This is a genomic window from Fibrobacter sp. UWS1 (assembly GCF_002300445.1).
Classification (GTDB): Bacteria; Fibrobacterota; Fibrobacteria; order Fibrobacterales; family Fibrobacteraceae; genus Hallerella; species Hallerella intestinalis.
Genome location: NZ_NSGW01000001.1, coordinates 1,002,647 through 1,014,989 on the forward strand (window position 1 = coordinate 1,002,647; position 12,343 = coordinate 1,014,989).

Genomic DNA, 12,343 nt, shown 5'->3' on the forward strand with positions numbered 1-12,343 from the left:
GTTTCCGTTTGGGGGCGGAGAAAATTCATTTTGGAATTTGATTTAAGTTGAGTGGATTAAATCTTTGACCAAAAAGAATCGATAATTTTTGTACGCAAGTTGTCCAGTTTTGCAATGGCTTTTTCCACTTCTTTTTGATATTTCGATACGCCAAGTACACGAGTTTTACAAGCGAGTCATCATTTGGAAACAGACCTTTTGTTTTTGTCACTTTTCGAATTTGGCGATGATAACCTTCGACAGTATTTGTCGTATAAATAATGCGACGAATTTCACTTGGATAATCAAAATAACACGAAAGTTTATCCCATTTTTCTTTCCAAGATTGAATGACGATTGGATATTTTTTTGCCCAATTTTCTTCTAATTTTTTTAGTGCAATTTCGGCTTCCGTTTTGGTCGATGCCGCATAAACTAACTTCAGTTCTTTCAAAAATTCTTTTTGTGATTTTGCGTTAATGTACTTGAGTGAATTTCGAATTTGATGCACTACACACAACTGAACATTGGTCTTTGGAAACACGGATTCTATTGCGTCCGGAAAGCCTGAAAGTCCGTCTACACAAGCGATGAGAATGTCTTCCACTCCGCGATTTTTCAAATCGGAAAGGACTTGCATCCAGAATTTTGCACCCTCGCTTTGCGACACATACATGCCTAGCAAATCTTTGTAACCATTTGAATCAACACCGATGACATTGTAAATTGCTCGCGTTGTTACGATGCCTGATTCATCTTTTACTTTGTAATGAATTGCGTCCATCCAAACGATGGGATAAACCGTTTCTAAACGTCTCGTTCTCCATTCGTTAATCTCTGGCCACACGCGTTCTGTGATGTTGCTAATGGTATCGGCTGAAATGTATTCGCCAAAATCATCTTCCAAATATTTTTGAATATCGCGCATACTTTGTCCGAGTCCGTAAAGGCCGATAATTCGGTCTGCAAGACCTTCGGCAAGCACGGTTTGACGTTTCTTCACAATCTCAGGATTAAAGCTTCCTTCGCGGTCTCTAGGCGTGTTTATTTGGACTGCTCCGTATGCCGTTTTTATCTCTTTCGGCATTTTCCCATTGCGCCGATTTTCTCGATTTTCGGGCTTTGTTTTTTCCAAATGAACATCCATTTCCGCTTCTAATGCAGCATTCAAAAAATCTTCCAATACTTGGTGAAATGCTCCGTCTTTGCCAAAAATTGGCTTTCCTGTTTTGAACTGAGATGCTGCTTTTTTGATCATCTCTTTATATTCTTCGTGTGTCATCATAGTTCCTCAATTTACATCATTTTTCAAATGATGCTTGGTGGTGAATGACACAGTTTTATGGATAGAGTCCCAAATCCCCCCTCAAGCAGAATCATTTTCCTTTTTTTGGCGCACTCCAAGACATTTACCTTCTTCGGCGGGTCATTCTTCTGCTGGTTGCTATTGTATTCGGCCTTTCGTTCAACAACAGTTTGTCTTAAAGAGAATTCTCCTAAATTTTGGGCAAGGGAATTCCTTGACATCATATCCACAAAATACTGCCGTTTCGTCTGCAAGAAGGTATTTGTCGAATGATGCGGTTCCAACCAATCATCACCCATATACAAATCACTTAATCTAACGACTTCTTGATAATCCCAAAATTCAATATTCAAGTTTTTAAACTTATCTTTTATATAGTCTCTTGCGTTCTTTGAGATGGTATTATTTGTAATCACCCAAAATCTGCGGACAGAAAAATCTTCGCCATCTTGATTTTTTTTGTCTGTTTTTGATTGAGAAATCTGTCGTTCAACGGTCTCAAGAGAATTCGTAATAGAACCGGACTTGACAATCACCGCTACAGCTATTTCTTTTTTTGTAACCCCATCACGGGTTATCACTATAAAGTCCGCACCTTGTTCATTATTTCCATGCGTATAATCATAGGAATCAATAGCAGTCTCTTTTTGCATGGCCGCAAAAAGCCGGTCCCTTAAAAAAGGATGAAACTGTTCAACTTCTTTCTTCAAGGATTGGATATATTCTTGTTTCGTCATAAACAGCCTTTTATTTCCCCTCAGCATTTAAAGGATATTCCATTATAGCAGCAATCTTTCTTTTCAGGTTTTCATAGCGTTGCTTTCGATTAAATCGGCTATAAGTTCTCAGCTGTCGAAGAGCAAGTCCTTCCACCTTATAGCCCTTTCCATAGGCAACAGGACCGTCAAACTGAGCGGCAGTCAGGTCAACAATTTTGCCATCAATAACATTGAAAAAATGCGCGCCCTTAGCACCGATTGACTCGTCGCCGACAATCTTGTAGATATCACCGCCAAATAAATCCTGCACGACACATGCCGTCGGCTCACATTGTCCCTTGCATGGGATATCCTTATTCCACGAACCAGGATAACAGGTGTCCTCGGCCCATACCCGATTCAGGACATCCTTCAATTGGTCCAGTTTAGCCGCATCCATAGAATAACAACTCCTACCGCAAAAAGCGATCCAATTAAACATAAAAATAATAAAGAAGTAATCTTTTCCAGCCCCAAACGCCCCAAATGGGGGTAAAAAAAACCTTATTCACCCCACACCCCGTCCCGAGGTCCGATTTTTTTGTATACCGCTGAAATTTGAGTTTCTTTCAAAAACATAATGCTTATATTTTTTTGACAAATTCAATGTTGAATTTGCAGAAACAAGGAAATCATATGACAGACGAAGAACTCAAAGAACTAAAACAGGCCATAGAACTCGGCGTAACCAGTGTTTCTATTAACGAACTCAACAACTTTGCCTACGTTGACGGAAACGGAAACATTTGTGCTAACGGAGGTGTTTACAACGGGAAAATATCTAAAATCGTATTAGGTACAAAATCATACAAACTACCTACTTACACAAATATAGATACTTACGATATCTTATCACCAACAAATATTAACTGGAATATGCAACCAGAGAGAGAGGACATAAACCAGACAGCCGCAATAAAGACGACAATAGAGAATATGGGAATGAAAGATATAGTAAAATTTATGTTTAAGGCTAGCCAGTTATTCAATAGATATCTGAACGCATAAAACAAGCGATTAATTCTCAAAAAATATAATTGATTATACAGTTTGAACGATTCACTTTTCAGGTCCCTGCTACAAGCAGGGTTCTTTTTTCTACCCCCTTGCCATTACACCCAATTTTTTCTATTATAGCCATAGGCTAGCGAGCTGATTGTAATACCACGAAATTGTGGAACAGGGTTCGCTCCATTAACAGAATCCTATACCTAAATTTATTAGAGAGGTAAAATATGTTTTACGGCATTGGAGCCGCATACTCAAGCGGCACAGAAGACCACGCATCAACCTTCATCAGCAAAGGCATCGCCTGTATTGGCTGGGACAGCAAGGACGCTCCGGCGTTTCACGAAATGCTCCGCCAGATAAATATAGGGGATATCGTCTTCCTTAAGTCGTTCAGTCCAAAGGCAGGACTTTATATCAAGGCTATCGGCCTCGTAACATCCTCTAGAATATTGCAACCTAGCGAAACCGATAATCTTGGCTACGCAAGGGAAGTTGCCTGGAAATTTCACGCAACAAGGCAAAGTAACTGGCTATGGCTTGGCCGACTTCAGGACAAATACGATTTCATGCGCGGTGGCACCATGTACATCGAAATGAATCCCGATGTTCAGGCAAGAATCATCGCAGAACTATTGAAATAAAATATAGGGGCTAGTAAACTAGCCCCTAATCTGTCTTAAAAGGAATGGAAATGAAACATCATCCCTATTTCGAAAATTTGAACAGTTCTACAGCAATCACAGCCGTATTCTCCTGTCCTGGTCGATTTGAAGAAAAAAAAGGGACTGCCCTGTGCTGGTAAAACAGGCAAAGCACTAGACTTTATTCTTAAACATTTACACTTTCAAGGATTTCGCCTCAAACGATCTTTAATCGGAATAACCAACGCCTGGGATAAAATTGAATACAAACGCAAAACAGAGCGGAGTGAAGCAAGCAATGAAGAAATCGTAGATTCAAACAATATTGCACGCCTTAACAGGGATCTTTTAACAACAAAATATGCAATTGCATTCGGTCAAAAAGCTCTTTTAGCTCTTGAACTTGTCAAAAAGACGTACCGTCCCGATTTGATAATCATTAAATCAATTCACTTATCTCCCCGGAACATCAACTTCATGATAAAAACAGACATTGATGGTAATGAACTAAAAAAAGGCGAAAAAGGCAATACGGAAAAAAGATTGGCCGTAATTACAACAGAAATCAAAAACAATTCTGGCAACCTATTTTCGTAACACAAATTCGTTTTACTATTATTTCCACCCAAACCACACCCTAACCGACAGTCCAATGACCGCACAGAACCAGGAAAAGCCGCAGTTCGACCAGGGCGCCATCATCAAGGCGCTGCAGAACGCCCTGCGCACCACCAGTTCCAAGATCGGGCAGATGAACGAGGTCCTGGACATCGTGCGGGTTGTCGGCGAGGCAAAGACCTTCAAGACGGCGGCACTCGCACTCGCGGGCGAAATCGCCGACCGTCACCACGCCGAAAGGGTAAGCATCGGCATGGTCAAGCACGACTACGTGGTGCTCGCGGCCATAAGCCACACCGACCATTTCGAGGGCAAGATGCAGGTGGTGCGCGACCTGGAGTGCGCCATGGAAGAGGCCTACGAACAGGACGCCAGCATAGCCTACCCGCCCCCGGACGGCGGCACCCCGCTCGCCACCCGAATCCACGAGTACTACAGCAAGACTTACGGCGTGGGGCACATGCTATCGGTCCCGGTAAGGCGGGGCGAAGAGACCATCGCGGTAATCACCTGCGAACGCGGGGCGCACCCCTTCGACGACGAGGAGTCCGCCCAGATCCACCTGGTAGCAACGCTCACTAGCGCAAGGATAGACGAGCTCTACCGCAAGAGCGGCTGGTTCGGCAAGAGGTTCGCCCGGGCCGCGCGGGAGGGGTTAGCCAAGCTGCTGGGCCACGAACACACCTGGGCAAAACTGCTAGGCATTCTGCTTACGGCGTTCGTGCTTTTCGCGGCACTGGTGCCCATCCCCTACAGGGTTAGCGCCCCGGCCATGCTCAAGACCGACCACATCACCTACCTGAGCGCCCCCTTCGACGGGTTCATCCAGAGCGTGAAGGTGAAGCCGGGCGACATCGTGTACAAGGGCGACGAGCTCTTGCGACTCGACCAAAAGGAACTCAAGCTAGAAGAGGCCGACCTCATGGCCCAGGAACAGGACAACCGCCGCGAAATACAGAAGGCCCAGGCGAACAGGCAGCTGGCCGACCTGCGCATACAGCAGGCCAAGCTCTCGCAGACACTGGCGAAATTAAAGACGGTGCGCTACAAGCTCTCTCGCTCGGTGGTGCGCTGCGAATCGGACAGCGCGGTGGTCATCGAGGGCGACCTGCAAAAGCGCGTGGGGTCGCATGTGAACCAGGGCGGCGAACTGTTCCAGCTGGCATCCATCGAAGAAATCTACATGGAGGCCGACGTGAGCGAACTGGAAGTGAACAACGTGCGGCTTGGCGGCGAGGGCTTCATGGCCATCAAGAGCCGTCCCGATTACGTGTACAGGTTCCGCACTACTCTCATGAACCCGACGGCAAGCGTCAAGGACCAGGAAAACACCTTCGCCGTGCGCGGCGAGTTCGTGCGAGCGACTCCCCCGTGGTTCCGCCCCGGCATGACAGGTATCGCGAAGATTTTCGCAGGGAAACGCACCCTCTGGTGGATTCTTTCGCACCAGGCCATTGACTACTTGCGCCTGAAACTCTGGTGGTAAGGGGGGGCAAAAGTCCCGAAAAGCAGCCCAAAAGTGTGGTTGGAGGTCCTGCAAAAGTGCAAGCATCAATGTCACCTTGTAAATGCAGCTTCCGCAAAAGTGCAAGCGACTTCCCCACTATGTAGTCGTCCCTTAAAATCCCGCCCAGCCCGCATAACTATTGGGAAAAATTGATTTCTACCCTGTGAAAATATTGCAAGGTTTTCTAAAATATGACTGAAAACCTTGCAATTTTTCCCATGTACAGACCGCCAAAATCCTCCGCCCAGACAAGCCTTTTCTGTTCCCTTGAGGAGCAGTTGAACCACAAGCATCCCCTTTACGTTCTTGCGAACAAGATTGACTGGAACAAGTTCGAGACCGAGTTTTCGAAACTGTTTGACGACAAAATGGGTGCGCCGAACAAGCCGATCCGTCTCATGACCGGGCTCATCATCCTGAAGCACATCCGCAACGTATCGGACGAGTCCGTCGTGGAGCAGTTCCAGGAAAACGCCTATTACCAGTACTTTTGCGGAGAACGGTTCTTCTCGACGGAGCAACCCTGCGACCCGAGCGAACTTGTCCACTTCCGGCATAAGATCGGCGAGGAAGGCTTGGACATGATCCTCAAGGAAAGTATCCTCGTCAACGATGACCACGATAAACAAGGACCGACAGGATGCGGCACGGTCTTTCTTGACACGACCGTGCAGGAAAAGAACATCACGTTCCCTACAGACGCCAAACTTGCGAACAAGATAATAGAGCAGGTGCAGAAAATCGTGGAAGAACACGGCCTTCCGCAGAGACAGTCCTACAAGAGAACCTTGAAGAAGATTCATCGTGACCAGCGTTTCCGCAATCACCCGAAAAACGCCAAAAAGGCTCACAAGGCGGATCGCAGGTTGAAAACCATCGCGGGACGGCTCGTCCGCGAAATGGAACGGAATCTTTCGAAGAAAAATCTGTCGGGTACGTACAAAGGAAAAATTGAACTTTTCTACAAAGTTCTGGCACAGAAGAAATGCGACAAGGACAAAATCTATTCGCTACACGAACCCGAAGTGAAATGCATCGGCAAGGGCAAGGAACACAAGAAATACGAGTTCGGCAACAAGGTGTCAATTGCCCGGAGCTACAACGGCATCATCGTCGGCGCAGTCGCGTTCAGGGACGAGTATGACGGACATACGATAGACGATACGCTTGACCATGTTGAACAAATGCTTGGATTCAGGCCGAGCCAGGCCGCATGCGACCGAGGCTACCGCGGACAAAAGGAATCCGGAACGACAAAGATCGTGATACCCGACGTCCCGAAGAAAAACGCGACTTACTACCAGAAGAAAAAGGCACACAATCTTTTTTGCAAGAGGGCTGGCATCGAGCCTATCAACGGCCATCTGAAAAGCGATCACCGTATGGGCAGAAATTTCTACAAGGGAATCTTTGGCGATATGCTCAATGCAAAGCTTGCAGCAGCGGCGTTCAACTTCAAGAGGGCCATGAGGCGCTTTTTTGTCCTGTTGGAATGGCTATACTTTTTTTGCCTTCTGTGGAACGGAATGAACAAAAAATGCGAACGTCCTTATCTTGCGTTCGCAAAGTGACCTTTTTAAGGGACGACTATGTAAAAGGAGCTCCCGCAAATGCTCAAGCGCCTTTGCATAAGTAGTGTTGCCCCTCGGTCATTTGCCCGAGCCCCTTTACACAAGAATGCAACACGCCCCGGCAAAAGTCCAGGCACCTTCTTCACCTTGTAAAAGCATCTCCCGCAAAAGTTCTAGCGCCTTTGCACAAGTGGAGAAAGCGCTTATGCAATTGTCCGAGGACCTTTGCACAAGTGGTGAAACCACTCGCGCAAAAGCCCAAGCAACTTCATCACCGTGGTAACGCCGCTCCGGCAAACGCCCCAGCACCATCACCTAAGCGGTGAAGGTGCTCGGCCAAATGTTCAGGCTTCTTCGCATAAGTGTAAAAGACACTCCGGCAAAAGACCGGGCCGTTTTGCACAAATGACAAAACCGCCCGGACATTTGCCCCCGCTGCTTTACACAAGTGACATTGTAACAAAAGCAAAAGTTCAAGCAACTCCCCCACAATGTAAAAGCCGCTCCCGCAAATACGGAAGCGACTTTACACAATTGTGGGAGCATTTTTGCTAAAAGCGGGGCGTTGCGGGCTAGCGTCTGAAGCCCGCAGTGGGGGTGCGCGGAAGCCCCAAAGGGGCTGAAGCCAGGGGGATTGGACTCTCGCTTTGCTCAAGTCCCAACCTTTAGGCTCAGCAATGCCCCTGCAAGCACAGTCGCAGCATTCGCCTTGTGAGTTGTCTTCCCCCTTCATAAAAAAAGAGAACTGCTATTGAGCAGTCCTCTTTTTAATGCTTTGGATCCTATCGCATCCTACGGACGCTCCAGGATGACACTAAAACCAATGTGCAATTTGTAATGTGTAATGTGAAATGAAATCAATTTGTCATTCCACATTCCACACCCCACATTAGTCCTTCCCGTACACCTTTTCGGCATACGAGACCGTCGCGCCGAGATATTCGCGGTTCATCTTGGCGATGTAATCCACGGTGATACCCTTCGGGCAGGCCGCCTGGCATTCGTAAAGGTTCGTGCAGTTGCCGAAGCCTTCCTTGTCCATCTGGGCGACCATGGCGAGCACGCGCTTTTTCGCTTCGACCTTGCCCTGCGGCAAGTAGGAAAGATGGCTGACCTTTGCTGCGACAAAGAGCATTGCCGAAGAGTTTTTGCAAGCGGCAACGCAAGCTCCGCAACCGATACAAGCAGCCGCATCGAATGCGCGATCCGCCTTATCCTTGGGAACCGGGAGAGACGCCGCTTCCGGAGCCGCACCGGTATTCACGCTGACATAACCGCCAGCCTGAATAATGCGGTCAAAAGCGGAACGGTTCACGACACAGTCCTTGATGACCGGGAATGCCGAAGCGCGCCACGGTTCGATGACGATCGTATCGCCATCCTTGAACTTGCGCATGTGAAGCTGGCAAGTTGTAATGGCATGATCGGGACCGTGCGGCATACCGTTGATGACCAGGGAGCACATTCCGCAAATACCTTCACGGCAATCGTGGTCAAAAGCAAAGCCTTCCTTGCCCTGTTTCATTTCCCGGTCGTTTACGATGTCAAGCATTTCAAGGAAAGACATATCCGGAGAAATGCCGTCAATTTTTACCGTTTCAAATTGACCTTTTGTATTGGCGTTCTTCTGACGCCAGATTTTGAGAGTCAGATGCATATTATCGCTCATTACTTATAACTCCGCGTCACGAGGTGAACATTATCAAATGTGAGTGGTTCCTTGGAAAGTTCCGGAATCTGGCCATCGCCCTTGTATTCCCAGGCGCCGACATAGCAGAAGTTTTCGTCGTCGCGCATGGCTTCGCCTTCTGCGGTCTGGTGTTCTTCACGGAAGTGTCCGCCGCAGGATTCTTCACGGTGCAAAGCATCGCGAGCGAGAAGTTCGGCAAATTCCAGGAAGTCTGCGACATGGTTGGCATTTTCCAGATTCTGGTTGAAATCGCCTTCGGCACCGAGCACGTTGGCATTTTCCCAAAATTCCGCCCGGATTTCCGGAATGCGTTCCAGCGCTTTTTCCAAGCCTTCCTTGTTACGGCCCATCCCGACATAATCCCACATGACCTGACCCAATTCGCGATGGATTTCGGAAACGTTCTTCTTTCCATGAATGTTCAGAATCTTGTTCAGGCGTTCCATCGCATTCTTTTCCGCTTCCTTGAAAGCCGGATCAGAAGCACTGACCTTGTCGAGCTTGGTTCCCGCAAAGTAACCGCCGATGGTGTAAGGAATGACAAAGTATCCATCGGAAAGTCCCTGCATCAAAGCGGATGCGCCCAAGCGGTTCGCACCGTGGTCCGAGAAGTTCGCTTCGCCCAAGACAAAGCAGCCCGGAATCGTACTCATCAGGTTGTAGTCCACCCAGAGGCCGCCCATCGTATAATGGGAAGCCGGATAGATGCGCATCGGAACCTTGTACGGATCTTCGTCGGTGATTTTTTCATACATCTGGAACAGGTTGCCGTATTTGGCGGAAACGCCTGCGACACCCATACGCTTGATGGCATCGGCAAAGTCCAGATAAACGGCACGTTTCGTCGCACCGACACCCATGCCCTTGTCGCAGACCATCTTCGCATTGCGGGAAGCCACATCACGCGGGACCAGGTTTCCAAAAGACGGATAGCGTTCTTCCAAATAGTAATAGCGCTCGCTTTCCGGAATTTCATTTGCCGGACGGGTATCGCCGACTTTTTTCGGCACCCAGATACGTCCATCATTACGGAGGGATTCGCTCATCAAAGTCAGCTTGGACTGGTGATCGCCCGTCACCGGAATGCAAGTCGGGTGAATCTGTGTGTAGCAGGGATTCGCAAAGAGCGCACCTTTCTTATAAGCCTGCCAAGCCGGGCTGACATTGCAGCCCTTCGCATTCGTCGAAAGATAGAACACGTTGCCGTAGCCGCCAGTCGCCAAGCAGACCGCATCCGCTTCGTAGCTTTCCAAAGCTCCCGTCACCAGATTGCGAACCACGATTCCGCGAGCCTTGCCGTCGATGACGACCAGGTCCTGCATATCGCGACGAGGGAAAATCTTGACAGAACCCTTCGCCACCTGACGCATCAGAGCTTGATAAGCGCCGAGAAGAAGCTGCTGTCCGGTCTGTCCACGAGCATAGAACGTGCGGGAAACCTGGGTTCCGCCAAAAGAACGGTTAGCCAGAAGTCCACCGTAGTCACGTCCAAAAGGAACGCCCTGCGCCACGCACTGGTCGATAATCAAATTGGAGTTTTCGGCAAGGCGGTGCACGTTCGCTTCACGAGCACGGAAGTCGCCGCCTTTTACCGTATCATAGAACAGACGGTAAACGGAGTCGCCGTCGTTCGTATAGTTCTTGGCTGCGTTGATACCGCCCTGTGCTGCAATGGAGTGTGCACGGCGCGGAGAATCCTGATAGCAGAAAGCCAGAACATTGTAACCGAGTTCTCCAAGAGAAGCGGCAGCGCTTGCGCCGGCAAGACCGGTTCCCACCACAATCACCTTGAATTTACGCTTGTTCGTGGGGTTCACCAGTTTAAGTTCAAATTTATGGCGAGTCCACTTTTCGGAGATATTTCCACCAGGAATATGAGCATCCAGTTTCATCTTAGCGATCTCCTTCTACGATGTAAGAAACTTGAAATTCGTCAGCGGAAACAGCAAAGGAGACCTTCTTGGCCTTCGCCGCTTCTTCCTGAGCCTGTTTTTTCTGTTCCAGAACATTTTGATTCTGGTGGGCCGCATTGCGGAGAGCTTCCGTCCCCGGCTGGTGGGCAATGTAGCAGCTGAAGCCCGCTTCAAAAGCAAATCCCAAAGCCACAACGACACTGTAAACCATTCCGATAAAATCGATAATCGGAGTCCACTTCTGGTGGGCGATGCCCAAAGTCTGGAACGCCGACGAAATCGCATGGAACAAGTGCATACCGATAACAAACATGGCTACCAAATAGAAAACCGTCCAAATCGGATTGGCAAACATATCGATGGTGGTGAGCCACATATCGCGAATCACAAGCCCGGCTTCATTTTCATACAGATAGTGCGCACCGAACTTGAGCGTCATCAAATGCTGAATGGCAAAGCCGAGAATGATAAGACCCGACCAAATCATGGTAAAGCTCGCAAAAGTCTTCTTGCCCTTGCGCGCATTCACTTCATAGGATTCGGGACCGCGAGCCTTGCGGTTTTCCATTTTAAGTTTGATAGCAAGGAAAATATGGATGAAGAAAATCGCGATGAGCCCGATTTCTACAAAGTAGATGATAGGCTTCATTCCCGTGAGAAGCTGCGTGTAGGCATTGTAATGCGCCTGCGCCGCCGCCTGATCTAAATTGATCAGTTGCAAGTTACCGATCATGTGCCCTAAAACGAAGAGCGCAATCGCAGCACCCGAGCAACCCATAATCTGCTTCTTACCGATGGAGGAAGTCAGATATTTGATTATCCATTGCATGAGGTTTTTGTCTCCTTAATTGGGTTAAACGAAAACTTAACCGAGAACCTTGCAGGCCTTTTGAGAGGCTGCGGCGTAATCATAAAGCTCTTCTTTTGTGAACCAGAAAGCCACTTCGCGTTCCGCACTGGCCGGGCTATCGGAACTGTGGACGACGTTTTCCGTCATCGACGGAGCAAAATCGTAACGCAGGGTACCCGGTTCGGCTTTTTCCGGATTTGTCGCTCCGTTAATCGCCCGTACGGCGGCAATCGCATTTTCACCGGCAAGGGCAATCATCACCGAAGGTCCCTTTGTCATGTATTCTTCGAGTTCCGGGAAAAACGGTTTGTTCACGTGTTCCGCATAAAAGCCCCGCGCCTCTTCCGAAGTCATCTGGTGCAATTTGAGCCCCACAACCGCCAGACGCGCTCCGGTATAGCGATCCAAAATTCGACCGATAAGCCCAGACTTGACGCCGTTGGGTTTGATCATAGCAAATGTCATTTCCATAGAATTACCGCCTTGAAATAGTGATGCA

Annotated in this window: 12 protein-coding genes; 5 read left to right on the top strand and 7 right to left on the bottom strand. The window is 48.3% G+C overall.

Annotated elements, in window-relative coordinates; translation table 11 throughout:
• Positions 1–25 precede the first annotated feature (25 nt).
• From BGX14_RS04110 to BGX14_RS04120, 3 genes are read right to left on the bottom strand one after another with little or no spacing between them, the layout of a single operon-like run.
• Complete coding sequence (locus BGX14_RS04110; protein WP_095879753.1) at positions 26–1,261, bottom strand: IS256 family transposase; 1,236 nt, start codon at positions 1,259–1,261, stop codon at positions 26–28.
• A 26-nt stretch (positions 1,262–1,287) separates the two neighbouring features.
• Complete coding sequence (locus BGX14_RS04115; protein WP_158223228.1) at positions 1,288–2,022, bottom strand: restriction endonuclease; 735 nt, start codon at positions 2,020–2,022, stop codon at positions 1,288–1,290.
• Between the two features lie 10 nt (positions 2,023–2,032).
• Positions 2,033–2,443, bottom strand: coding sequence for a hypothetical protein (locus tag BGX14_RS04120; RefSeq protein ID WP_095879148.1), 411 nt, complete (start codon positions 2,441–2,443; stop codon positions 2,033–2,035).
• 236 nt (positions 2,444–2,679) lie between these two features.
• Between BGX14_RS04120 and BGX14_RS04125 the strand changes: the two genes are divergently transcribed.
• The 5 genes from BGX14_RS04125 to BGX14_RS04145 all read left to right on the top strand — a co-directional run bounded on the left by BGX14_RS04125 (position 2,680) and on the right by BGX14_RS04145 (position 7,391).
• Entirely contained in the window at positions 2,680–3,051 is a 372-nt protein-coding gene (locus BGX14_RS04125; protein ID WP_143394124.1) for a hypothetical protein, read from the top strand.
• A 227-nt stretch (positions 3,052–3,278) separates the two neighbouring features.
• Positions 3,279–3,695 carry a hypothetical protein gene (locus BGX14_RS04130; RefSeq protein ID WP_095879150.1) on the top strand — a complete coding sequence of 139 codons (417 nt, stop codon included), beginning with the start codon at positions 3,279–3,281 and terminating at the stop codon, positions 3,693–3,695.
• A gap of 126 nt (positions 3,696–3,821) precedes the next feature.
• Entirely contained in the window at positions 3,822–4,292 is a 471-nt protein-coding gene (locus BGX14_RS04135; protein WP_095879151.1) for a uracil-DNA glycosylase family protein, read from the top strand.
• A gap of 55 nt (positions 4,293–4,347) precedes the next feature.
• Positions 4,348–5,799, top strand: a complete 1,452-nt coding sequence (locus BGX14_RS04140) for an efflux RND transporter periplasmic adaptor subunit (protein WP_072977154.1) — start codon at positions 4,348–4,350, stop codon at positions 5,797–5,799.
• 239 nt (positions 5,800–6,038) lie between these two features.
• Complete coding sequence (locus BGX14_RS04145) at positions 6,039–7,391, top strand: IS5 family transposase (protein WP_198951137.1); 1,353 nt, start codon at positions 6,039–6,041, stop codon at positions 7,389–7,391.
• A gap of 889 nt (positions 7,392–8,280) precedes the next feature.
• Here BGX14_RS04145 and BGX14_RS04155 read toward each other — a convergent pair.
• From BGX14_RS04155 to ndk, 4 genes are read right to left on the bottom strand one after another with little or no spacing between them, the layout of a single operon-like run.
• Positions 8,281–9,060, bottom strand: a complete 780-nt coding sequence (locus BGX14_RS04155) for a succinate dehydrogenase/fumarate reductase iron-sulfur subunit (protein ID WP_078775360.1) — start codon at positions 9,058–9,060, stop codon at positions 8,281–8,283.
• A complete protein-coding gene (locus tag BGX14_RS04160; RefSeq protein WP_073303889.1) occupies positions 9,060–10,973 on the bottom strand; it encodes a fumarate reductase/succinate dehydrogenase flavoprotein subunit in 1,914 nt (637 codons plus the stop codon). The genes BGX14_RS04155 and BGX14_RS04160 overlap by 1 nt, the downstream gene beginning before the upstream one ends.
• 1 nt (position 10,974) lies before the next feature.
• Positions 10,975–11,823, bottom strand: a complete 849-nt coding sequence (locus BGX14_RS04165; protein WP_095879153.1) for a succinate dehydrogenase cytochrome b subunit — start codon at positions 11,821–11,823, stop codon at positions 10,975–10,977.
• A gap of 36 nt (positions 11,824–11,859) precedes the next feature.
• The gene (gene ndk, locus BGX14_RS04170; protein ID WP_095879154.1) at positions 11,860–12,315 is read right to left on the bottom strand and encodes a nucleoside-diphosphate kinase; all 456 of its coding nucleotides are present in this window, start codon (positions 12,313–12,315) and stop codon (positions 11,860–11,862) included.
• Positions 12,316–12,343: the final 28 nt, after the last annotated feature.

What these genes read in the sequence shown, in the direction of transcription:
- BGX14_RS04110 (WP_095879753.1), bottom strand. Translation starts at nt 1,261, where the DNA reads ATGACACACGAAGAATATAAAGAGATGATCAAAAAAGCAGCATCTCAG.
- BGX14_RS04115 (WP_158223228.1), bottom strand. Translation starts at nt 2,022, where the DNA reads ATGACGAAACAAGAATATATCCAATCCTTGAAGAAAGAAGTTGAACAG.
- BGX14_RS04120 (WP_095879148.1), bottom strand. Translation starts at nt 2,443, where the DNA reads ATGGATGCGGCTAAACTGGACCAATTGAAGGATGTCCTGAATCGGGTA.
- BGX14_RS04125 (WP_143394124.1), top strand. Translation starts at nt 2,680, where the DNA reads ATGACAGACGAAGAACTCAAAGAACTAAAACAGGCCATAGAACTCGGC.
- BGX14_RS04130 (WP_095879150.1), top strand. Translation starts at nt 3,279, where the DNA reads ATGTTTTACGGCATTGGAGCCGCATACTCAAGCGGCACAGAAGACCAC.
- BGX14_RS04140 (WP_072977154.1), top strand. Translation starts at nt 4,348, where the DNA reads ATGACCGCACAGAACCAGGAAAAGCCGCAGTTCGACCAGGGCGCCATC.
- BGX14_RS04145 (WP_198951137.1), top strand. Translation starts at nt 6,039, where the DNA reads ATGTACAGACCGCCAAAATCCTCCGCCCAGACAAGCCTTTTCTGTTCC.
- BGX14_RS04155 (WP_078775360.1), bottom strand. Translation starts at nt 9,060, where the DNA reads ATGAGCGATAATATGCATCTGACTCTCAAAATCTGGCGTCAGAAGAAC.
- BGX14_RS04160 (WP_073303889.1), bottom strand. Translation starts at nt 10,973, where the DNA reads ATGAAACTGGATGCTCATATTCCTGGTGGAAATATCTCCGAAAAGTGG.
- BGX14_RS04165 (WP_095879153.1), bottom strand. Translation starts at nt 11,823, where the DNA reads ATGCAATGGATAATCAAATATCTGACTTCCTCCATCGGTAAGAAGCAG.
- ndk (WP_095879154.1), bottom strand. Translation starts at nt 12,315, where the DNA reads ATGGAAATGACATTTGCTATGATCAAACCCAACGGCGTCAAGTCTGGG.